This is a genomic window from Bacillus sp. FJAT-27001, assembly GCF_019039175.1.
Lineage (GTDB): Bacteria > Bacillota > Bacilli > Bacillales > Bacillaceae > Bacillus > Bacillus velezensis.
The window spans coordinates 446,750-469,707 of sequence record NZ_JAHOAA010000003.1 but is presented as its reverse complement, the minus strand read 5'-3'; the positions used below and the strand labels follow the sequence as shown (position 1 = coordinate 469,707).

17 protein-coding genes are annotated in these 22,958 nt (G+C 44.6%); 5 read left to right on the top strand and 12 right to left on the bottom strand.

What is annotated here, in order from left to right:
* Positions 1–19: 19 nt before the first annotated feature.
* The 4 genes from BGM27_RS12550 to BGM27_RS12535 form a co-directional block, all read right to left on the bottom strand.
* Entirely contained in the window at positions 20–679 is a 660-nt protein-coding gene (locus tag BGM27_RS12550; protein WP_003151373.1) for an exopolysaccharide biosynthesis polyprenyl glycosylphosphotransferase, read from the bottom strand.
* A 216-nt stretch (positions 680–895) separates the two neighbouring features.
* Positions 896–2,386, bottom strand: coding sequence for an N-acetylmuramoyl-L-alanine amidase (locus tag BGM27_RS12545; protein ID WP_007407494.1), 1,491 nt, complete (start codon positions 2,384–2,386; stop codon positions 896–898).
* A 21-nt stretch (positions 2,387–2,407) separates the two neighbouring features.
* Positions 2,408–4,528, bottom strand: a complete 2,121-nt coding sequence (locus tag BGM27_RS12540; protein WP_007407495.1) for a SpoIID/LytB domain-containing protein — start codon at positions 4,526–4,528, stop codon at positions 2,408–2,410.
* A gap of 32 nt (positions 4,529–4,560) precedes the next feature.
* Positions 4,561–4,878 (bottom strand): hypothetical protein, encoded by a 318-nt coding sequence (locus tag BGM27_RS12535; protein ID WP_007407496.1) that lies wholly within the window; start codon positions 4,876–4,878, stop codon positions 4,561–4,563.
* Positions 4,879–5,058: 180 nt separating this feature from the next.
* Here BGM27_RS12535 and tagU point away from each other — a divergent pair, with 180 nt between their 5' ends.
* The gene (tagU, locus tag BGM27_RS12530; RefSeq protein ID WP_003151369.1) at positions 5,059–5,976 is read left to right on the top strand and encodes a polyisoprenyl-teichoic acid--peptidoglycan teichoic acid transferase TagU; all 918 of its coding nucleotides are present in this window, start codon (positions 5,059–5,061) and stop codon (positions 5,974–5,976) included.
* 31 nt (positions 5,977–6,007) lie between these two features.
* Here tagU and wecB read toward each other — a convergent pair whose 3' ends face one another.
* The gene (wecB, locus tag BGM27_RS12525) at positions 6,008–7,147 is read right to left on the bottom strand and encodes a non-hydrolyzing UDP-N-acetylglucosamine 2-epimerase (RefSeq protein ID WP_007407497.1); all 1,140 of its coding nucleotides are present in this window, start codon (positions 7,145–7,147) and stop codon (positions 6,008–6,010) included.
* A gap of 228 nt (positions 7,148–7,375) precedes the next feature.
* On the opposite strand from wecB, the gene galU reads away from it, so the two are divergent.
* Positions 7,376–8,260 (top strand): UTP--glucose-1-phosphate uridylyltransferase GalU, encoded by an 885-nt coding sequence (gene galU / locus BGM27_RS12520; RefSeq protein WP_003151367.1) that lies wholly within the window; start codon positions 7,376–7,378, stop codon positions 8,258–8,260.
* A 38-nt stretch (positions 8,261–8,298) separates the two neighbouring features.
* Here the strand turns inward: galU and tagH are convergent, their stop codons facing one another.
* From tagH to tagD, 5 genes are all read right to left on the bottom strand, one after another.
* On the bottom strand, positions 8,299–9,843 hold the full coding sequence (tagH, locus tag BGM27_RS12515; protein ID WP_007407498.1) for a teichoic acids export ABC transporter ATP-binding subunit TagH: 1,545 nt from the start codon (positions 9,841–9,843) through the stop codon (positions 8,299–8,301).
* Positions 9,844–9,863: 20 nt separating this feature from the next.
* Positions 9,864–10,691, bottom strand: a complete 828-nt coding sequence (locus tag BGM27_RS12510) for an ABC transporter permease (protein ID WP_003151365.1) — start codon at positions 10,689–10,691, stop codon at positions 9,864–9,866.
* A 185-nt stretch (positions 10,692–10,876) separates the two neighbouring features.
* Positions 10,877–13,051, bottom strand: a complete 2,175-nt coding sequence (locus BGM27_RS12505) for a CDP-glycerol glycerophosphotransferase family protein (protein ID WP_007407499.1) — start codon at positions 13,049–13,051, stop codon at positions 10,877–10,879.
* Between the two features lie 49 nt (positions 13,052–13,100).
* Positions 13,101–14,639, bottom strand: a complete 1,539-nt coding sequence (locus BGM27_RS12500) for a glycosyltransferase family 2 protein (protein WP_007407500.1) — start codon at positions 14,637–14,639, stop codon at positions 13,101–13,103.
* A 137-nt stretch (positions 14,640–14,776) separates the two neighbouring features.
* Entirely contained in the window at positions 14,777–15,166 is a 390-nt protein-coding gene (gene tagD, locus BGM27_RS12495) for a glycerol-3-phosphate cytidylyltransferase (RefSeq protein WP_003151361.1), read from the bottom strand.
* Positions 15,167–15,521: 355 nt separating this feature from the next.
* Here tagD and BGM27_RS12490 point away from each other — a divergent pair, with 355 nt between their 5' ends.
* Together BGM27_RS12490 and BGM27_RS12485 are read left to right on the top strand one after the other, a co-directional pair.
* Complete coding sequence (locus BGM27_RS12490; RefSeq protein WP_007407501.1) at positions 15,522–16,292, top strand: WecB/TagA/CpsF family glycosyltransferase; 771 nt, start codon at positions 15,522–15,524, stop codon at positions 16,290–16,292.
* A gap of 32 nt (positions 16,293–16,324) precedes the next feature.
* On the top strand, positions 16,325–17,491 hold the full coding sequence (locus BGM27_RS12485) for a CDP-glycerol--glycerophosphate glycerophosphotransferase (RefSeq protein ID WP_007407502.1): 1,167 nt from the start codon (positions 16,325–16,327) through the stop codon (positions 17,489–17,491).
* 61 nt (positions 17,492–17,552) lie between these two features.
* On the opposite strand, the gene BGM27_RS12480 is transcribed toward BGM27_RS12485, so the two are convergent.
* Both BGM27_RS12480 and manA read right to left on the bottom strand, forming a co-directional pair.
* A complete protein-coding gene (locus BGM27_RS12480) occupies positions 17,553–20,198 on the bottom strand; it encodes an N-acetylglucosaminidase (protein ID WP_020954340.1) in 2,646 nt (881 codons plus the stop codon).
* Between the two features lie 140 nt (positions 20,199–20,338).
* Positions 20,339–21,289, bottom strand: coding sequence for a mannose-6-phosphate isomerase, class I (gene manA / locus BGM27_RS12475; protein WP_007407504.1), 951 nt, complete (start codon positions 21,287–21,289; stop codon positions 20,339–20,341).
* Positions 21,290–21,506: 217 nt separating this feature from the next.
* Here manA and gerBA point away from each other — a divergent pair, with 217 nt between their 5' ends.
* Positions 21,507–22,958: a spore germination protein GerBA gene (gene gerBA, locus BGM27_RS12470; protein WP_007407505.1), complete on the top strand. Its 1,452-nt coding sequence runs from the start codon at positions 21,507–21,509 to the stop codon at positions 22,956–22,958.

Here is a 22,958-nt window from a genome sequence, read left to right as displayed (position 1 = left end):
TGTCTGCTGACTAGAATTTTTATCGCGCCCCGTCACCGGTCCAGATCACTTTGCACGTTTTGAGCATAATCTTCAGTTCCAATGAAAAGGTCAGGTTGCGGATATAATATAAGTCAAACATTAGTTTTTCCCTCGGTGTCATGTCATATCCCCCGTTGACCTGCGCCCAGCCGCTTAATCCCGGCTTAACGGCCAGCCGCTCCGTAAACCCCGGAATCTCAGCCTGAAACTGTTCCGTAAACACGGGACGCTCGGGACGCGGGCCGATCAGGCTCATTTCTCCCCGAAGCACATTTACCAGCTGCGGCAGCTCATCAATACGGGTCCTTCTGATAAAAGCGCCGACCTTTGTCACGCGGGGATCCTTTTTCAGCGCCCAGACCGCCCCCGATTTTTCAGCATCTATTTTCATAGAGCGGAGCTTATACAAATAAAATGGCTTCCCGTCTTTGCCTACCCGCTCCTGCTTATAAAAAGCCGGGCCGGGCGACTCCAAACGAATCAGTATGGAGAACAGGCCCATCACCGGGAGCGCCGCCAAGAGCCCCGCAAGCGCAAACACAATGTCCATGAATCGCTTAAAAGCCAAATAACGGGCCGTTCTTTCCGTAACGGCAGCGGAAGTCCCCTGCCGCACTGCATAGTTATTATTTACATTCATGCTTTTCTCTGCTCCCACTGACACACACCTCACGATTTGTTGGGATGTTTGATGACCTATGCCGTGAGTTTAGCAGATGGATGTTAATTGGAAGTAAAGGAAGCGTTAATGTTTATTAGAATGTTTCGATTATTGTTTTTTTATTGTAAATCTATTCATATCCATATTTGAGACAAAGCATAATGAAAAATAAAAAAACAGACCGGTATGAACCGGTCTGTTTCCATGAAAAAATTATCGGAAATAGGAGGAAACGCCTTGGGTGATCCCCGCCGCGAGTCTGTCCTTTTTCGTTGATTGTTTTAAAATATTGGCATCAATCGGGCTTGTGACAAAACCGGTTTCTAACAAGACACTCGGCATTTTAGAATACTTAATGACGTAAAATCCGGCAGTTTTCACACTGCGGTCACGCGTGCCGAGAGCAGAAACCATTCTCGGCTGAATATTTTGGGCAAGCCTCAGACTGTTTGCGGATTGGTACGTTTTATCATAATACGTCTCCGTACCGTTTGCACTGCTGTTATCATTTGCGTTCGCATGGACGCTGATGAAAATATCGGCGTTCGCCTTCGCCCCTTTGTTCACTCTCTCCTCAAGCGAGTCAAAGGTGTCACCCTTCCTCGACATTACAGTAAGCGCGCCCGCGCCGTATAATTGATTGTTAAGACGCGTAGCGATATCAAGGTTTACATTTTTCTCAAGCAAGCCGTTTCCGGTTGCACCTGAATCCTGATAGCCATGCCCCGGATCAATAAAGACCGTTTTGCCGACAACCGGATTTTTAAGCTGTGACGCGGCATTGTTGCTTAAAGATGAAGCACTTCCTATGACAGTGAAGCTGGTGATGTTTTTACTTCCGATATACGTCCGGACGTCTTTTGACAGACTGTCTCCATTCGTCAGCAGGTGAACTCTTCCCTGTTTGGCGCTCAGCACGCCTCCGACGATGGTATCCGCCTCTTTAAAGCCATTGGTAACAAACGTATAGCCTGTGCTTAAGCCTGTCTTTTTTGCAAGATTCACAGACAGGTTATAGCGGTTTTTGCCGCTGATTCTTGAAGGGTTCGGCAGTTTATTGTAAAGTGAGCTGCTGATGCTGCTTGTCCCGCCGATGACAATCGTGTTTTTAATCCCCAAGCTTTTGATCGCATTGGACGTAGAACCATTTAATGTCGAATCATTAGTGAATAAAACCGGATATTTTTTAGCGGACGCATAAGAAATCGCAGCCATTCCATCTGCATCAACAAACCCGTTGACCACAAGGGCTGTAGAAGATCTTGTCATTTCACCCGCCACTTTTGCGGCTGTGGCATATCTCGTGCTCCCTGATAATCGTTTGACACTGATGCCTAATTTAGCAATTTGATTTTCAGTATTTTTCGAAACGGCAGGTGTGCCGCCTACGATAATCACATTTTTCGTTTTTAAATCAATTAATCCCTTTTTTGTGCCGGCAGACAGCTGATCTTTATTTGTAAACAGCAGCGGCGCATTTTTTTGATATGAAAGCGGCGCAGCGGCAATTGCATCGGCATATGAAGTTCCGCCGGTGATAATGACCGTTTTCGCTTCACCCCATGATTGTTTTGCCGCCAGTACAGCCGTATCATACCGGGTGCTTCCGCCGATCCTTTTAACCGTGTTGTCAGCCAAAGCGGAAGGGACAAATAGAATGACCCCGAGAATAAAGACGGGGAGACATTTTATGATGAATTTCAATCCGATCTCCTCCACAGAAGTTTAGTAGTTTGTAAGTGCTGTATTAGGATAATAGAACGCAAGAATAGAAGTATACGGCTCTCCGGCCTCCGCTCTTTCTTTTGCTCCGTATTGACTCATTCCTACGCCGTGACCGTATCCCTTTCCTGATATCGTGATTTGCGAAGAATTACCGGACGCACTGGCGTATGTGCTTTTAAAAGATGAAGCTCCGATCATCGTCCTGAGTTCAGACGCTTTCACCTCAACAGATGCAGTCTTGTTCATGACATAGCCCTTCGACTTGTCATTCACATGGTACGTGACCTTCACCGCGGCGTCTTCCGCGCGCTGGCCTTTTGTTTTTCCGGTGAGCGAGAGATCAGAGATGCTTGCAATTTTTATGGAACTTGCATTGGTTTCTTTATTTTTCATCAGCCAATTTTTTATTCCGTTGAGCTGCGCAGCATTTGCTTCGTTTGTTTTAGACCACCAGGATGCGGGATTTTTCATATCCAGACCCGCTGGCAGCTGCTGCTTCTGCAATGTTAAAGACCAGCTGATTTCCGGATCTTTTGTATCCTTTTTGGCTACTAAATACGGCACTTTCGATCCCCACACTTCATCGCCGGATTCCATGTAACCGCCATTGCTTGATGAGTAAGTGGCATCTATCAATCTGCCGGAATAAGTGAGCACTTTCCCTTTTGTTCCGTTAACGGCTGCGGTGGCGTTTGGATACCAGCTGTATCCCCCGTAAACCTGAAAGGCCGTTGTATCCGCGACTGTTTGTCCCATCTTGCCGATAGAGTAGGTGCGGGCAGCAACAGCCTGGGCTTTCAGCGCTTCTGTCGGCCAGCTTCCCGGCATTTCATTCGGCAGGACACCTTTCAGATAATCCTCAAAAGGAATGTTTTCATTAACAGGTCTTACATATTTGCCGGATTCCGCAGTGAAACTCATATTCCCCAGATATGGCTTCCCGTCAATGCTGATTGTGTTTGCTGTTGAATATTTTTCAGGAACCGCCTTGAAAGACGTTTTTCCGCTGTTAATGCCTGCAACGCCTAATTTGCCGCCGGACGTTTCAATACGGTATGTCTTTCCGTTTACGAGATAAAACTCTTTTGCGTAAGCAGCCTTAACTGAATCGGCAATTGAATTTGCGCTGCCTATTAATGTATAAGAATAGGTGCCTTTCGTTTTAAAAAGGCTGGCCTCTTCGGCGGGTGTTTCGCTTTTTTTGATGTATACAAGCGGCATGTGATTTGCGGCGGCAATATTTGATCCGACAACGATGTCCGCTAATTTAGTCCCGTTGGCAGCCACCGTTTTGCTTGCATCCATGCCGAGCGAAGTGACTGCGTTTGCTGATATTTGATATCTGTTTGATCCGGTAATTCTTTTGGTGACCGAGGCCTTCTTTTTAATTTGATTCTCCACATCTTTGCTGACGCTTGAAGTGCCTCCCATGATGATCACTTTTTTAGGCAGATTGTAGCTCGGAAGGGAGTCTTTTTTCGTCAGGAGAATCGGATAGCCGTTTTGCGCAGCATAAGGCGCGATTGCCAGCGCATCCGTATATACATCCCCCGTTACTACGACCGCCTGGTCATAGCTGCCCATTTCGGCCGCAATATTTTTGGACAGATCATATCTGTTTTTTCCGCTGATCCGTTTCGTACGGCCGTATTTCTTCAATGTCTTTTCCGCGGCTGACGAAATACTGTTCGTTCCGCCGATGATTAAAATATTATCCGGACTGAATTTCTTGATTTGCGCTTCTGTGCTGCTGCTCAGTTTTTTCGCTTCAGTCAGCAGAACAGGCGCTTTCAGTTTATTCGCTAAAGGAATGACGGAAAGCGTGTCCGCAAAATAAGCATCCGTATTAACGACGACTACGTTGGATGGGTTTTTCCAATACTTGGATGTCGCAGCGTTAGCCGTATCATATTTGGACGCGCCTCCCAATCTGGCAACGGAGGAGACATCGCTTCCCGTCAGTTTATAAGTTCCTGAAGGTTCGATATTCAGAGTCGATTTATTACCAATATAATTCGTCAGTTTTACTGAGATATCAGAACTGGACGCAAAAGTGCTTTCCGGTAATAAAGCCAGGCTGAATATCACAGAAAAACAGACAGCCCATATTGTTTTCTTCAATTTTTATCCCGCCTTTTGCTGATCATGGTGTATTATTTTGCTTTCTCGATTTCCTTGATCTCTTTTTGGCCTTTATCATTTGTGAAATACGTAATGCTGACTTTGTCATTTTCGCTGAATTTATTCAGAACATCAGAGAAGTCATCAGAAAATTCAAAGCTGACGGGCTGATCATCCACTTTTACTTCAATTGTGTGCGTATCCGCCATACCGACATAATATGCCGTTTCTTTTTGAGCCTGGTTCTCCGAAGAACCGCTTCCCTTCTTTGATTGATCCGCCGTTCCGCACGCTGCCAATACAACAGAAAAAAGCAGTATTAAGAACGAAGCTGCAATAGTTTTTTTCATTTTTTTCACCTCATCTTTATGTATCGTCTTATACTAACTTTTTTTTAAGGTAATTTTAAGGTCTTTTTGTAACCTTTTTTTAAGAATTTCGTCTATTACATGGTTATAAGTAAAAATATGACTGGGTTTATAAAGATTAGTAAATTGTATCAGGAAAGTTAATAGAAAAGGTGATGACAAATGAGAGCTGAACGAAAAAGAAAGAAGAAAAAAGTTCTTCTGACAATCGTAACAATCATCGGGCTGTTAGTTTTATCATCAGGAGGCTACGTCTACTACTTGTGGCACAAAGCGGCTTCAACGGTGGCAAGCATTCAGGAAGACTTGAAAAAATCGGACAAACGTGACACGGATATAGATCTCGGAAAGAAGGATCCGATTTCTGTTTTAATCATGGGCGTCGATGAGCGGAAAAATGACAAAGGGCGCGCGGATACGATGATTTATATGACCGTCAATCCTAAAACGAATACAACAGAAATGGTCAGCATTCCGCGTGATACGTATACGAAAATCTCCGGCAAAGGTACGATGGATAAAATCAACCACTCCTATGCTTTCGGCGGAACGCAGATGGCCGCGGATACCGTCGAGGACCTGCTTGACGTGCCGGTAGATTATTTTGTGAAAGTAAACATGGAGAGCTTCAAAGATACCGTGGATACACTCGGCGGGATTACGGTGAACAGCACGTTTGCCTTCAACTACGACGGGCACTCTTTCGGAACGGGGAACATCAGCCTGAACGGCGAAGAAGCACTTGCCTACACGCGTATGAGAAAAGAAGATCCCCGGGGGGATTTCGGCAGGCAGCAGCGCCAGCGCCAAGTGATTGAAGGGATTATTTCTAAAGGGGCAAACATCTCGTCTGTCACGAAATTCGGAGATATGTTTAAGGTCATTGAAAACAATATGAAAACAAACATGTCATTCGATGATATGTGGACGGTTATGACTGACTATAAAAACGCCCGCAGCAAAGTCACTCAGCATGAACTGAAGGGAACGGGAACGAGAATCAACAATATCTATTATTACAAATTAGATGAAGCAAGCCTCGCTTCAGTCAAAAAAGAATTAAAAGAAAGCCTGAAATAATAAAAAACTCTGCATATGATGCAGAGTTTTTTTATTCTGTAAAAGGCTGCGGACGGGTTTTTCTATAGCCGTACCGATAAAGCAGTTCTTCCACAATCCGTTTTGAAGCCGATCCGTCACCATAAGGGTTTGACGCCTTTGACATCCGTTCATATTCAGCCTGATCGGTTAAGAGCTGTTTTGTCAGCTGATACACCGTTTCTTCATCTGTACCCGCCAGCTTTAATGTCCCGGCTTTCACTCCTTCGGGGCGCTCGGTTGTGTCCCTAAGCACCAAGACCGGCTTTCCGAGAGAAGGCGCTTCCTCCTGAACCCCGCCTGAGTCGGTCAAAATGAAACTTGCTTTCGCAGCGAAGTTATGGAAATCCACGACCTCCAGAGGTTCTATTAAGTGCACCCTGTCCGAATCAGCGAAATGGGCTTCTGCGGCCTCACGAACTGCGGGATTCAAATGAACGGGATAAACGACTTGTACGTCCTCAAACTCTTCAACGACTCTTCTGACGGCCTTAAACATCTGTTCCATCGGCCTGCCTAAATTTTCACGTCTGTGCGCTGTTAAAAGAATCATCCTGCTTCCTTCCAGCTTGTCAAAAATCGGATGAAAATAATCTTCCCGCACTGTCGTTTGAAGCGCGTCTATCGCTGTATTTCCCGTGACAAATATAGAATCCGGCTTTTTATTTTCAGAAAGCAGATTCTGCTCGGCCTGGCTTGTCGGCGCAAAATTCACATCAGCCATCACGCCCGTCATCTGCCGATTGATTTCCTCAGGGAAAGGAGAGTATTTATTATGCGTACGCAGACCGGCTTCCACATGGCCGACGGCGATTTGATGATAAAAGGCGGCAAGGCTTCCGGCGAACGTTGTCGTCGTATCTCCGTGGACCAAAACGATATCTGGTTTTACTTCTTGGAACAGCTTGTCCAGTTTCAGCAAAGCATGAGATGTAATTTCTGAAAGCGTTTGACGCTCTTTCATAATATTCAAATCAAAATCAGGCGTAATGCTGAATGCTTCAAGCACTTGATCCAGCATCTGTCTGTGCTGCGCGGTTACAGTCACCAGCGAATCAATTTCCTGATATTTTTCAAGCTCTAATACGAGCGGAGCCATTTTAATTGCTTCAGGTCTTGTACCGAATACGGTCATTACTTTTAGTTTTTTCAACGGTTTGTCTGCACCTCGTTTTATATGTCGGATATCCCTTCATGTTAACACATTTATGCCGTTTCTTAGATATTGTAAAGCTTAATGGCAAACAAAGCAAAAACCGTTACAAGACTCTTTGAAAGCGGATTAAAAGGTGTGAATTTTAATCAATTGTGGTAAAGTGGAAAAAGACTAGGTTATAGTTCTGAAAAAAAGATTTTGCAGAAACAAGGATGGTGTTATTCAGTGAAGAAAGTACGCAAAGCCATTATTCCGGCAGCAGGTTTAGGCACTCGTTTTTTGCCGGCCACAAAAGCAATGCCTAAAGAAATGCTTCCAATCGTTGATAAGCCGACAATTCAGTATATTATCGAAGAAGCTGTCGAATCCGGCATCGAAGATATTATTATCGTAACCGGAAAAGGAAAAAGAGCAATAGAAGACCATTTCGACAATGCCCCTGAACTGGAACGCAATTTAGAAGAAAAAGGGAAAATCGAACTGCTTCAAAAAGTGAAAAAATCGTCAAATATTGCGGATATCCACTATATTCGCCAAAAAGAGCCAAAAGGACTCGGTCATGCCGTTTGGTGCGCACGCAACTTCATCGGCGATGAACCTTTCGCCGTTCTTCTCGGCGATGATATTGTCCAGGCTGAAAAACCGGGACTTCGTCAGCTGATGGATGAATACGAAAAAACATTGTCTTCAATCATCGGTGTTCAGCAAGTTCCTGAAAGCGACACACACCGCTACGGAATTATCGATCCGTTAACAAATGAAGGCCGCCGTTACCAGGTCAAAAATTTTGTAGAGAAGCCTGAACCGGGCACAGCTCCTTCCAACTTGGCTATTTTAGGAAGATACGTTTTCACTCCTGAAATTTTCATGTACCTGGAACAGCAGGAAGTCGGTGCAGGAGGAGAAATCCAATTAACGGACGCCATCCAAAAGCTCAATGACATTCAGCGTGTCTTCGCTTATGATTTCGAAGGAAAACGTTACGATGTCGGTGAAAAACTCGGATTTATCGAGACGACGCTTGAATTTGCCTTACAGGATCAGGATATCCGCCATAAATTAATTCCGTTCATGAAGGATCTTCTTGAAAAAGAAGAAGCTGACGAATAGAAAAAGCTGCCGAATCCGGCAGCTTTTTTATGTGATCTTTACTTTTTAGACGTTACGGTCAATGTTTGATCAGCATTGTTCACAGAGAAAGTATATTCCTGGTTTTTAAGCATGAGCAAATTCTGATTGATTTTGCTGCCGCCTTTTTCACTTAAAGCTGAGATGTCTGCGGGACGCGATAAATGAAAAACCACTTCGGAGACTGTATCCTTGTCAATCACTACATCCGTTTTTGCATCGGATGTTTTTAATACGTTCCGTCCGTCAGCCGTTTGTCCGGCAGCTGGATTTTTCAATTTACTCTGTACATCGTCCCGGCTTTTATTGAGATATGAGAGAAACTCTTCTGCTGTTTGGCTTGATAAACTGCCGCTGAAATCATTAAGCTGAACATCCGTCTTTTTTAAAGCGTTCACTTTATACAGATCAGTCTTTTTCATAAAGTACTCTTTATCGTTTAATTTCACTTTGGCCGCCTGGTTATTTTCGGCTTCTACCTGCACCTTCGTGCCGAAATTTACACTTGCGGAGGCTTTTCCTTTTATATCTTTTTCAGTATAAAGGTCCGCCTTTTCAGCTTTTACCAAAGCAGGTTTATTCACAGACTCATAAAGGCCGGCATCGCTCTGTTTGACGTCACCGAAAGATGTAATCGCACGCAGAGGCTTGTCTGAAAACATCGAAGCGCCTGCGCCGACAGCCAGCAATGCAAGCAGCGTAATCTGTATCGTATTGGCAATGAATTTGGGCTTCGCTTTCTTTTGCTGCGCCTGACTGATTTTCTGTTCCTCGGCTGCCCGCGTTCTGCCTTCAATCTGCTCGTTTTGATATTTCTTCTTTTCTTTCTTTGAAAGCTTGTTGAACCAATCCACAAAAGCTTTATATTCTTTCACAACGGCTTTCGTTTCGTCGAACATGCGCATTTCGCCGTAATGCATCCAAGCCACCCGATCACACATTTTCTCAATCTGTCCGATGGAATGACTGACGAAAAAGATCGTTTTGCCGCGTTCTTTAAACTCCGTAATGCGGTCCACACATTTCTGATAGAAAGTCTGGTCCCCTACTGAGAGCGCCTCATCAATAATAAGGATGTCAGGGTCCATATGCGCCGATATGGCAAAACCGAGACGGGATTTCATACCGCTTGAATAGCTTTTAACAGGCTGATCTATAAAGTCGCCGATATCCGCGAATTCAACGATTTTTTCATAAAGCTCGTCTATCTGCCGATTGTTGAGACCCATCATCAAGCATTTTAAACGAATGTTGTCTTTACCGCTTAATTGATTGTTTAATCCGGCAGAAATCGCGATTAAAGACGGCTGCCCGTTCATGTCAATCTCCCCGCTTGTCGGCGGAATGATCTTTGCAAGCAGATTGGACATCGTTGATTTTCCAGACCCGTTGATCCCTACGAATCCGATCGTTTCCCCTTCATAGACGTCAAAAGAAACATTTCGGACAGCGAAAAAACCTTTTTGATTTCTGTTTGGGAAAAACAGTCCTTTAATTTTGTCAGACTGTTTTTTATATAGAAAATACTGTTTTGAAACATTTCTGAACGAAACTTTTAGTTTCATCGTATAATCTCCTTACTATATTAAAGAAAGTCAACAAACTTATCTCTGAATTTCATATGAAGAAGTGAACCGACTGTTAATAACAGCAGTGTGACGAACCAGAAATACAGCGTGTATTTCACATCGTGGAAAAACCACTGCCCTTCCATAAAGCTGTCTCTAAAGCCCTCGATAATATAGAAAAGAGGGTTTAACTTCAAGATGGTCAAAACTTCAGGTCTGTTTCCGAATTTCTCCGCAATGTCCCAGAAAATCGGCAGAAGAAAAAAGAGCAGCCTTGTGACGGCTTGAAGCAAAAACTGATAGTCCCTGATTAAAACGCTGATGGTTGAATTAAACAGGCCGAAAGCAAACATAAAACTGATCATGCAAAACAAGTAATAAATATATTGCAGCCAGTGAAGCGTCGGAAACAGTCCGTTGCTCAGCAGCACAATAATATAAATCGCCATCATCACAAAGTAACTGAATAAATTCGATGCTATCACTACAGAAGGCAGTGAACTGATCGGAAAGTTCATTTTCGACACTAAATTTATCCGTTTAAAAACGCTGTTAGATGCATCCAGTATCGTCGGACTGATAAAGAACCAAGGAATTAAGCCGGCCAGCATCCAGACGATGAACGGTACGCTGTCTCCATTTCCAAGCACCATATCATGTCCGCCGCGAATCCCGAGACCAAATACGAACCAGTAAGCCAGCATTTGAATCATAGGGTTGAGAAACTGCCACAATATACCCAAATAGTTCACTTGATACTTTGATTTCGTTTCGTACACTGCAAGCCGCATAATCAGCGGAAATGAGTTGAATTGCTCTTTCAGAATTTTTACCAATGCATTCATTCTAATCTTCCTTAGTCGTAAGTTTTAGGTAATAGCTTTGACTTACAAAAGCACCGCTCATAATTGTAACAGATTACGATGTATTTTTCACTTCATAACAAGCCTGAGTCCCATGAGCGCAACATGCCGTCACTTAAGCAAAAAAGCATAATTAACGTGGTTAAATTATGCTTTTTTGCACTTATTTACTTGTCCCCGAAAATCACTTTTACGGCTTTTTCAGACGATTCCCCGGTTTCTAAATAACAGAACTTCTCGTAAAAAGGCCCGAATGAATCCGGAAGCCTATAATCATCTGATTCCGTTTCATTGACCCATTTGATAACGTCACCTGTTTCTTTGACAAGCGGGCCGGGCGCTTCTTTTTCAAAGTCAAAGTAAAACCCTCTCAGTTTATCCCGGTACGTTTCGATATCAGGCACATAAAACAGCATCGGTCTTTTCAGATTTGCATAGTCAAAAAAGACAGAGGAATAGTCCGTTATGAGTAAATCAGAGACCATATACAGCTCACGGATATCTTCGTAGCTGGAGAAATCATACGCAAATCCTTCATACGGTCCGAGATCAAAGTTTTCCGCCACGAGATAATGCATTCTTAAAATAATGACATAACGATCGCCGATCGCTTCTCTCAATTGATGAAGGTCTAAATCAAGGTCAAACTTGTATTTTCCCTTCTTATAAAATTGGTCATCCCGCCATGTCGGTGCGTAGATAATCACTTTTTTATCTTGCGGAAGATTCATTTTTTCTTTCAGCGCTTTGATGACAGAAGGGCTGTTATCCGTTTGAAGGAAGTCATTCCGCGGATATCCCGATTCAATCATGGTTTTATTAAACTGAAACGCCCGGGCGAATATTTCGGTTGAATATGCGTTCGGTGAAATCAGGTAATCCCACTTTGAAGCCTCTGTCGTAAAGTTGCGCTTGTATTTTTCAGTGTTTGTTCCCGGCATATGCACTTCATCCATATCTACGGCAAGGCGCTTTAAAGGCGTGCCATGCCATGTCTGGACATATGTCGTATGCTCAGGTTTCGGAATCCACAGCGGCATACGGCTGTTGACAACCCAGTACTCGGCTCTTGCCATGGCAAACAGCCATTTGAACGTAAAGCGTTCGATATAAGGAATTCCTTTATCTTTAAATGTCTGTGAGTAAGCGGGGTTTACACTCCAGCAGAGACGGTATTCCGGCATCTCTTTGCTCATGTATTCATAAATCGCCCGCGGGTTGCAGCTGTACTGTTTTCCGGCAAAGCTTTCAAACATGACAAATTTCTGTTTGACAGGCAGTTTCCCCGCAACCCTGAATCCCGCTTTATAAGTGTTTTGTATTCTTTTCTCAATGAACTTTTTCAGCTTATTCTTTCTCTTGCGTACAAAGGAAGCGCCCCGTTTCAGCTTTCCTTTCACAAAATACTCCACGCGGGTGCTGAAGCTGTAATCGTTCATTCTCAGGTGGAGATTTTTCGTTTTCTTTTTCGTGAAAACGTGAAATCTGGCAGGCCCTTTCTCCGTTTTCAGGATCGTGAATTGGTTAGGGTTTACTTGTTCAGATTTCAGAACCTTTAACGGTTTGCTGTTGGTGATAATCTCTTCACCCGTCCCGGCATCTTCAAAAATGAATTGAATATGGAATTGAAAGGTTAGCTGCTGATTCAATTCTTTATAAACAGCATTCAAATCAATTTTTGTATCAAAGCCTATCGTGTCAAGCATCGTTGTGTCCTGAACATATTCATCAAGGTCGTGTCTCGGCACGTCGTGAAGCGGATACTTCAGAATGAGAGGCTCCTCTTCTTTTCCTTTTTTCATTTTAAGAATCAGGTTTTTTTCTTTTATCTTTAAGGTTTCTGCCGCATTCAGCCGGAATGCAAAACCTTTCAGATGTAAGCTGCCGTCAGATTCGAGCTCCATTTCATCAATCCGCGTGACAAACTTTTTCTGCAGCAGCTTTAAGGAGAAATTCCCTTTCTTCGTCGTGTAAGGGAAAAAGAACATATGATGAGCCTCATCTTTATAAGAAGACAGTTCAATAGGTTCAAGGCTGGATTTTAACCGTTTTTTACTGATATCACTGTCATCATTGATAAAGGAGACATAGAAATCCAGACATCCTTTGCCGTCCGTATGGTCAGAAAGCAGATCCGTGCTCATGACAGCATGGTACTCCCCGCCTTCTCCGGCCAACCGTTTCAGAGGGACGGAAAGTTCCGCTTTTGTCTTACGATTTATAATCTGAAGAGAAGGCTCTTCCCCTGCAGTGACATTTTCACAGGATATCGTAATGCTGAATGTCTCTTCCTTTATGTTAAGATGTTTTAACTTGTATCTGACAGGATTTTCTATACCCATAAAATAAGTCTACTCCTCTGTTTCAATTAAACATATCCAATCACAATCATCATTTTGTTACTTTCAGTGAAAGGTTCTCCTTCACCGTCCGGTAGAATTGATATTGCAGTCCGTTCGCTTCTGCCGTCACCTTTTCACCGTCGTCTCTGTTTAACATGACACGTTCATAATCGTTATAAATGACATACATAATATAACCGCCAAGTCCGACTTTTTCAATGTCACGTAACGGGATTTCAAGGACGTACCGCCCGTCTCCCAGTGACTGAACCGGAAACTGGTGGAATACTTTCATATTATCTCTGTGCTGAAACTGAATATATTGGGCATTATTTCTGTCCTGTCCGAACAAGCGGAACGTAACGGTGAATTTATGATCGGCGAACACCGCGCTTTCCGTTTCTCCATGCATGCGAAGTTCGACCAGTTTATTTTCTTCATCCGTCAGCGGGCTTTCTAAATAAGCCAGTCCGCCTTGCGTCACGATGTTTTTATCGGGCTCTTTTTTGGACCAGCGGAACAGCTTTTCGACCTCATCATACCGTTTTTGAGTCAGCAGACGGTAGGCTGTTTTATGAATCGGATGAAAAAATGTCTCGGAAATATCGTATTTCGTCTTCTTTAACACATTCAGAATTTCATTGAATTTATTGTAGTAGGCTTCTTTGTTTTCGCTTTTCAGGAAGTGCATCCGATCGAAAAGACGCGTAATGGAATCGAATTCGATCAGGCGGTTCATTGCCATCTTCTCTTTTTCAGTATCTAATTTTTTGTTCAGAATATACTTCATTACGGCTATGTTCGTGTCGGTTTTTTCCATTATATTAGTCTGCTTTGTCAGCGACTCATTATTGTCCATTCTGTTCAGATAATAGACCGGCTCGGTTGACGTTGAAATATCTCCGCACGCCAAAAGAACATCCATAAAAAATTGCTTATCTTCAGCAAATTTCATTTCCGGATATCTGATATCATTATCTTTTAGAAATTGTAAGTTCATCATTCTTGCCCGCGGGCCGAGATGATAGAAAATATGCCGGATTGAAAAAGGCGATACCTTCGCTCTGTTCAGAGAAGACTCATGTTTCCCGATCGTTTTTTGACCGTTCACCTGCATTTCGATCGTTTTTCCGACCGCATAATTTACCTGATCTCTTTCAAGCATGTCGAATAAGATTTTAACTCCGTTCGGCGCAAACCAATCATCCGCATCCAAAAATGTAATGTACTTTGCATTTGCCAGCTCAATCCCCAAGTTTCTCGGATAAGCCGGGGTTCCCGTGTTGTCTTTCAAAAAGACGACTGTAATATTTTCATACAACTCGGCGTACTCAGTCAGGATGTTTCTGGAATCATCAGTAGAGCAATCATCGACAAGAATTAAAGAAATATGCTGAAAGCCGATGTTTTGAAGGATCACTGAATCAACTGTTTTCCTTACATATTCTTCTGCATTATAAACAGGAACGACTACCGCTACCTTCTTCTCTTCCGCCAATGCTTCTTTGTTTAAAATGGTATATTCGCGTTCTTCTACGGACGGCTTGGACTCTTTTTTATTCAACTTAAAAAAGTTACTAAGATTCATCTTTAAATTCTCCTCTTATTGTCTAGCTTTTTTTCAAAAGCGCATAACAAATATAGCGAAAATAACCTTATATTACAAGAAGTACTCCCTATCCGGAGGGAGTACTTCTTTATCATCTGTATATCCGAATGTTTCAATTACACCCCGGCAATTTCTTTTTTAATCTGTGTGGTGGAAATGCCTTCGGTTCTAGGGAGGTAGATGACTTCGCATTGATCTTTAAGGAAATCGAATTTGCCTTCCCAATCGTCTCCCATTACGAACACGTCGATGTTGTGATCCGCTACGTCACGTACTTTTTGATCCCAGCTGTTTTCCGGAATGACTTCGTCGACATAACGGATCGTTTCCAGAATCAGCTTTCTGTGTTCATAGCTGTGGTAGGCCTTTTTTTGTTTTTGCAGGTTGAACTCGTCTGTTGAGATGGCAACAACAAGGTAATCTCCAAGCTGCTTTGCGCGCTCAAGCAGTTTAATATGACCCCAATGCAGTAAATCAAACGTTCCGTAAGTAATGACCTTCTTCATGAAACAAAAGCTCCTTTCTATCATCATACGTATAACAAGCAACTGCTCTGAAATGCTGCGCAGCTGTATCCTTAATCACTAAAGTGCCAATTTCGTACTCATGGAACCTCATTATATCACATAGCCCTGAAAAGGTTAAGCCAATGTAAAACGAAGTTACATTCCACTTATTAACAAATGTTATTACAATAGGAGTTTAGCAGGGTTTTTGCGCGTATGATTAAAGAAATTGTTATCTTATTTATATTTTTGTAAAACTATTGTTAAGTTTATCTGAAGGTATTATGTTAAAATAAAGCTTAGCCTAAGTCACGAAAAAGTGAAAGAAAATCCCGTACAAAAAGGAGGACGGCAGATGCAGACTGAAATGGTGCACAACCTTTCTTACGTTAATGGAAATTTACAGGAGTTTATTTCATATTTAGACACTTATTATATCGCACAAAAGCAAGGAGCCGTCATTGCGACGGTCAATCCTGAGATCGGATACGCTGCGGCGAAAGACAAAGGTTATCATCAAGTCATTTCTTCCGCGGATTTCGTCCTGCCGGATGGTATCGGCGTCGTGTTAATGTCACGTTTGACGCAGCACCCGCTGAAATCAAGAATTGCGGGATTCGATGTGTTTCTTGCGCTGCTCGGCCTCGCAAACCGGCAGTCTAAAAAAATATTTTTATACGGAGCTAAGCAAGACGTGCTTGACGCCGTTTTGAACCGGATCAGCAAAGAGTATCCGAATATTGAGGTTGTCGGAGCCAGCAACGGTTATGAAGCGGATAAACGCTTCGTCGCCAAACAGATTTCCCGGGCGAAACCCGATCTCGTGTTTGTCGCCTTAGGATATCCCCATCAGGAACAATTTATTTATGAATACAAACATCTTTTCCCTCAGGCTGTATCGATCGGTTTGGGCGGAAGCTTTGATGTGTTCAGCGGAACGGTGAAACGCGCCCCTGAATGGATGATCAAAACGAATCTGGAATGGCTGTACAGACTGGTGACGAATCCGTGGAGATGGAAAAGGATGCTGAACATTCCGAAGTATGCTTTTACCGTTTTGAGAAATAATAAATCAAATAAAAGCCTGTATTCCAAGCAGGCCGAAGATCAAACGAAACAGCTTTAAACAAATAAAACAGCAAAAGAGATTGGTAATCTATGAACTTGCGATCTTTATTCGCCGCTTTTTATTCTATATATCTGTCTGTTCTCGGCGTTTTGTTCAAGCCTGTAAAGCCCAAGAACCACCTGACCCTGCTGGTATCTTTTGAAGAGAATGCGCAGGCTCTCATCCGTTCTTACAAAGCGCACGCTGAATCGCTTTCTTATGAAATGACGGTTTTGTATACGAGACATGCCGTCAGTCTGAAAAAAGAGCTGGAAGGTATCGGCTCTTTTTATCTGAACGAAAAACATCCGCTGCATCTTTTGAAGGCTGTTTTGATCCTTTTTAAGAGCAAAGCGGTGATAACGGATAACTATTTCCTCATGACAAGCGTCTTAAACCGCCGGCCGCAAACGACATGCATTCAGGTGTGGCATGCGAACGGCTCTTTGAAAAAGTTCGGCCTTGAGGATGTGACGAATCAAAACCGTCCGGCATCAGATATCAGCCGGTTTAAAAAAGTGTACCGCTCGTTTGACTTTGTCACCGTCGGTTCAGACGCGATGGCTGACGTTTTTAAAAAGTCGTTCGGCATACGGGACGGCCAGCTGTTAAAAACGGGTGTCCCCCTGACTGACGTCTATTATGAAGAACACAAGCCCGAACTGAAGCACAAATGGCCGAAAAAAATCATCCTGTACGCACCGACATTCAGGGATTATGATATGCAATCCTTTCGGCTGCCATTCACCGAAGAACAGCTCACAAACGCGTTAAACGGAGAGTATATGCTGCTTGTAAAGCTTCACCCTGCCGTTTTGCATCAGATTTCGGCTTCGTTTGAAAGCGAACTGATCAAGAACGTGTCTGACATGCGTCTTCATGATCTCTTGAAAGCGGCTGATATTTTAATTACGGATTACTCTTCCGTGCCTTTTGAATTCGCGCTCTTAAATAAACCGATTTTCTTTTTCACATATGATCTGGAGGAATATGATCGAAAACGCGGTTTAATCGACAATTATACTTCCGTCATTCCAGGAAAGGCTTGTCATGACAGCGAAGCCCTTCTGGAGGAAATGACGAAAAAGCCATTTCGTGCAGAAGAAATGAAGCGGTTCTCAGACAAATGGAATATGTATTCAGATGGGAATTCGAGTGAAGCGTTATTGAAATTTGCGGAAACAAAAATGAAGAATTGTGCTGAAGCACCTGCCTGAATCCGACGGCGGGTGTTTTTTGCATGAAGAAAGGGCTGAAGCATACACTTCAGCCCTTTTTTTATACTTTCATATACACGGGAACATCATAGTAAAGCGTATAGTCATCCAGCAGTGAGTATAAGCTGTACATGCGGTTTACCTGCTTATACGCCCAGCCGATGTCTGTCGCATATTGATGGGCCGCGGCTGGAGACCACCTCATTTTATACAGCGTATCCTGCTCGTATGAAGGATTGTGAATATAAGACGCACCGATAAATTGGGCTCCGCCGATAATCGCGGCTTCCGGTGTAAACCAGCCTTGATTATACGCGTATTGTGCGCCGTAGTAATTCGGGTTGCTGTCATAAGCCCCGATGCCGTACATGTTGTAAACCTTTTTACCATTATACATAATGCCGTTCGCAAGCTCTGACGTGCCATTGCCCGTTTCAAGCAAAGCATGCGAAATCAAATACACTTCATTGATGCTGTATTTGCCGGCGGCTGTAATAAAGGCCTGGCCTTTCCCTGTCAGTATTCCTTTATTGACCAGTACTTTTTGATTCAGTTCCGATGCGTTCAGTCCGGCTGTCTGAGAGAGCTTCAGAAATTGAAAGTAATACTTGCTGTCTTGTGCGAAGTGAGCCGGATTGACATACTGCCCGACTTCGTCACTGCTGGCGTTTCTCCAGCCCATGCTGAGTTTGGCCCAGCCGTTTGTCTGGCCTGTGATGCTGACTTTATCGCCTTTTTTCAACTGCCCGATAATATTGCCGGAGCTGACTTCCGGGGTTGACCGGACGTTCAGGACGTCGGCTGTGACCGTTCCGGAGGCCGTATTGATGTACGTAAGCGATGCATAAGCCGCGGCATCAGTCTGCGGGCTGACTGTCATTTGTTTTTTGACCATATCTGCCAGCGAGATGTTGTAATTGGTATTCATGATTTGCGGTCCGTTTTTTATTTTCAAAATAGCCATCGTCCATCCGTACAGCTTTTTCAGCTTTTGGGAGGCGGCGTCCGCTGACTGCGCTCCCGTGAATTGATCGCGAATGCGGAGTTCATAAACCGGATGGCTTTCACTCGTATAGCCGGCCTGTAATTGTTTGGCGCTGAAAAAGCTCATGCTTTTATTTAAAACGGTTTTACTGCTGAATGTTTCGGTTTTGATGACGTACTGTGCAGAGCCGGTTTTCCCCGTCTCCTTCACAGTGCCGGCCGCTTTGTTTTGCTTGAAAAAAGCAGTCACGCGGTCAATGTCTTCCTTTTTAAGCAGCGGTGCCGTTTCAATTCTGAATTGTGTATACGCTGCTTCACCTGTTTTCTGTGCGGAGGCGGATACTTTTTTCCCTTTGAAAAAGTCCAGCGAACGATTGATCTTTGCCGTATCAAGCAGTGATTCGGTTGTGACTTCGTACGTTGTGTCCGTCTGCTTGGATATTGTTTTTGAAATGGCGGTCAGTTTATATCCCGCCAGCAGATTCAATCCTTTTTTTATCCTCGACTGGTCTGCCGTCTGCTGAGAAAGCAGCTGATATTCGTTTTCTGCTGTTTTTCCCGCCGCTGTTCTTGCCGTCTTTACATGCTGCTGGCGGAAAAACGCCTCCGCTTGATCTGCCTGTGCAGCGGTAAGCTGCCCTGCCGTGATCCGATAAACGGACACTGATGCTGTCTTTTTGACAGGCGATGCGTCGCAATGCCATTTTTTCTTTTTAAAGAAAGCTTGAACACTTTGCAGCTGCTTAGCCGTCAGTCCGCTCATCGCGACCGTGTAATTATTTTTCTTGCCGGCTTTTTGATAGTTTCCGCTGACACCCGTATTCTTCTTGATTTGGGTGATAGCATTTTGTACGGCGCTTACTCCGTTAAAATATCCTGACTGCACGTTGTACACGGTTGCTGTTTTGCTATGGGCATACTTTTGAACATTCCCTTTGACGCCCGTTTTCTGCTGCAGCTGTTTCGCTAAACCTGCCGCATCATTTGCATTTGAAATGTCAGAGGCTGTCACGGTGATATTCGGACTGGCCTTTGCCGTGACTTTCAGCGACGCCTGCAATCCTGTTTCCTTTTGAAAATCAGTTTGGATTTGAGCGGCTTTTTGATCGCCGGAGATTGTTCCTGATTGGATCTGAAACCGGGCTGTTTCCCGTTTGATCTGACGGTATGACGCTTTCACGCCCGTCTGCTTCGTCAACGCTTGCGAGAGCGCTTTTGCGTCCGCTTCGGCCGCCATCTCAGCAGTCACGACCTGCATGTACGGCTGTTTTGTCCCCGCCGGCTTGACGGCGCCGGTCACGCCCGTTTTTTTCGTCAGTTCGGCAAGAAGATTTTTCGTCTGCCGCTCGTCTGATAGAACGCCTGATGTGACGGTCACGTACGGCAGTTTGCTTCCGCTTGCGCTGTAAGTGCCGGCCACGCCCGTCTGCTTCGTAAAATCTTTCAGCACGGTTTTCGCATCCGTTTCATCGTGTAATCCTGAAGCTGAGATTTGATAAGTGAGCGGCGTATTTCCGGCTTTCTTTGCGTCAGCCTGCCACCCCGTATCCTTTTTCAATTTCGCTGCCGCTTGAAGCGCCTCGTTCTCAGAAGCAAATTGCTGCTTCGTTTCCAGCTCGTAAACGGAGTAGTCGCTGTATGCGGCCTCTGCGGGCTGTGTAAGGGTGCAAAAGATAAGGAAAACGGCGGACAATAACATAGGTGCAACGAATCTCTTTTTCATTCCTTCTCCTCTTTCTGATTCAATTGGTTTCTATCAAACTAGTTTATTTATCGGCCGGCCTTCTTCATTTTTACAGAGAGAAATCACCCAATTTTCCAAATAAAAAAAACTTAATCCCAGAGCTGGGATTAAGTTTGGTTTTATATATGAGAAACGATGATCGTGCAATCTCCGTTTATCGTAAAGTCAGGCATCTGATCCGGCAGTATGAAATGCGCGCCTTTTTCAAGCTTGGCGGACTTGCCTTCACAGAGGATGGAGCCGCTTCCTTCTGTGACGCTGCACAGCATAAACGGAGCGTCCTGGGTCATTTCCGCCGTCCCGCTGATATCCCATTTGTATACAGAAAAATATTCTCCCTGCACAAAGGTTTTGATGGTGACGCCTTTTCTCGTTTCAGTTGATTCATCTAAAAATCCGTCCACATGAGGAACGGTGGCGGCGTTGACGGCATCGCGGATATGCAGCTCACGCGCCTGGCCGTTTTGATCTGTACGCCCGTAATCATATATCCGGTAGGCGGCCTCTGAATTCTGCTGTGTTTCAAGCACGAGCGCCCCCGCGCAAATGGCATGGATGGTTCCGCTCGGCACATAATAAAAATCGCCGGGTTTGATTTTCACACGGCGCAGCAGGCCTTCCCAGTCACCGCTGTTAATCATGGTGACAAGTTCCGCTTTCGAACGGGCCGTGTGACCGTATATGATTTCCGCATTTTCTTTACAGTCGATAATGTACCAGCACTCAGACTTCCCCGTTTCACCCTGTCCATGCTCCTCGGCGTCATAATCGTCAGGATGGACTTTAACAGACTGATGATGTTTGACGTCCAGTATTTTCGTCAGCAGCGGAAACCGGTCCCCTTCCGTTCCGCCGAATAATTCTCTATGCTGATCCCACAGTTCCATCAAGGTTTTCCCTTGATACGGACCGCTTTTGACCGTGCTCATTCCGTGCGGATGGGCTGATATCGCCCAGCATTCGCCGGTTGTTTCTGAAGGTATGTCATATCCGAATCGTTCGCGTAATAGCGTGCCGCCCCATAGTTTTTCTTTACATACAGGCTGTAAAAAAATCGGCTCTTGCGTCATGTTCGTTCCCCTCCCCTTAAAAAGCGGCTCATATCCCATTCCCCCTGTGTCTTTTTTAAAACACGGAGGGAGCCGCGGTTAAAAACAATATGTATAAAATGGCTGACCTGCTCATTATACCATTCGGATGGGGCGGAATGCTCAGTCATTTCCTATTCCAGAATAAAATGCCTTGTTTGTCGCAAATTAAAATAACTGATGGAAAGGGGGGAACATTGTGACGATACATGCGGAGCTCGGCAAAAACCTTGAAGTGCTGAAAAAACGGTTCGGCCAAAGCGATGACATGATGTTTTATTCGTTTACGTACGGAAACGGCAAATGTGACGCCTGTCTTATCTATATAGACGGACTGACCGACAATCAATTGCTTGCGGAATATATTATTTCGCCCGTGCAGGCGGCCGCCCGGCATCAAGAGGAACCGGCTGAAACACCGCCGTCATCCATCTCTTTCGGCTATCGTCATACCCGGCTTTCTTCACTTAAGGACGCGGAGGCAGACATTTTCTCCGGCAAATCGGTTTTGCTGGCGGAGGGGTGGGAGGAAGCTCTTTCGTTTGAGACGGAAACATTTAAAATGCGTGATATTGAAGAACCGTCTTCTGAAGTGCTTGAACGGGGGCCGAGGATAGGTTTTGTCGAAAAGCTTCGGACGAACACGGCGCTTTTGCGCGAGCAATCCGGTGATCCCAACCTCCAGATCAAAGAGATCACACTCGGCGAACGGACAAAAAAGCGGATCGCCGTTGCCTACATTCGGGATATCGCGCCTGATGATGTCGTAAAAGAAGTGATGAAAAGACTGGAGTCCATCACCATTGACGACATTCCGGAATCAGGAGCGATCGAGCAGCTTATTGAAGATAACACGTACTCCATTTTCCCGACCGTCTTGACGACCGAACGGCCCGACCGGGTTATGGGCGCTCTTTTGGAAGGAAGGGTTTCCATTCTTGTAGACGGAACGCCTTTTACCCTTTTGGTGCCGGCTACCGTTGATGAATTTATCCACTCCCCTGACGATTATAATCAGCGGTGGGTTCCGGTTACCTTTCTCAGGCTGCTTCGGTATACATGCATTTTAATCACGATTTATTTACCCGGCCTTTACATATCGCTCGTTACGTTTCACACGGGGCTCTTACCGACGAGAATGGCGGTTACGATTGCCGGAAGCAGATTGAATGTCCCGTTCCCTCCTTTTGTTGAAGCGTTCATCATGATTTTTACGATCGAGATGATCAGAGAAGCCGGACTCAGGCTGCCGAAGCCGATCGGACAGACGATCGGCCTGATCGGAGGCGTGGTGATCGGGCAGGCCGCCGTTCAGGCGAACATCGTCAGCGCGATGATGGTCATTGTCGTATCCGTTACGGCATTGGCTTCTTTTACGGCGCCCTCCTATGCGTTCAATTTTCCGCTGAGGCTCATCCGTATTTTTTCAATGATTCTGTCGGCGATTTTAGGTTTATACGGACTGATCATGTGCTATCTGCTTGTCATCGGCCATCTGATGCGCCTGAAAAGCTTCGGTCAGGACTATCTTATTCCGATCATGGCGCAGCCTGGCCAAGACTTAAAAGATACGATCGTCAGACTGCCGACGCCTCTTTTGAAAAAACGGCCGACCAGAAAAGAGACGAAAGATAAAATCAAGCAAAGGTGA

Coding starts and splice junctions, on each gene's coding strand:
- BGM27_RS12490 (WP_007407501.1), top strand. CDS start 15,522: ATGCAGACTGAAATGGTGCACAACCTTTCTTACGTTAATGGAAATTTA.
- manA (WP_007407504.1), bottom strand. CDS start 21,289: ATGACGCAAGAGCCGATTTTTTTACAGCCTGTATGTAAAGAAAAACTA.
- tagD (WP_003151361.1), bottom strand. CDS start 15,166: ATGAAGAAGGTCATTACTTACGGAACGTTTGATTTACTGCATTGGGGT.
- BGM27_RS12505 (WP_007407499.1), bottom strand. CDS start 13,051: ATGGGTATAGAAAATCCTGTCAGATACAAGTTAAAACATCTTAACATA.
- BGM27_RS12500 (WP_007407500.1), bottom strand. CDS start 14,639: ATGAATCTTAGTAACTTTTTTAAGTTGAATAAAAAAGAGTCCAAGCCG.
- BGM27_RS12480 (WP_020954340.1), bottom strand. CDS start 20,198: ATGAAAAAGAGATTCGTTGCACCTATGTTATTGTCCGCCGTTTTCCTT.
- tagU (WP_003151369.1), top strand. CDS start 5,059: ATGAGAGCTGAACGAAAAAGAAAGAAGAAAAAAGTTCTTCTGACAATC.
- BGM27_RS12510 (WP_003151365.1), bottom strand. CDS start 10,691: ATGAATGCATTGGTAAAAATTCTGAAAGAGCAATTCAACTCATTTCCG.
- BGM27_RS12485 (WP_007407502.1), top strand. CDS start 16,325: ATGAACTTGCGATCTTTATTCGCCGCTTTTTATTCTATATATCTGTCT.
- BGM27_RS12535 (WP_007407496.1), bottom strand. CDS start 4,878: ATGAAAAAAACTATTGCAGCTTCGTTCTTAATACTGCTTTTTTCTGTT.
- tagH (WP_007407498.1), bottom strand. CDS start 9,843: ATGAAACTAAAAGTTTCGTTCAGAAATGTTTCAAAACAGTATTTTCTA.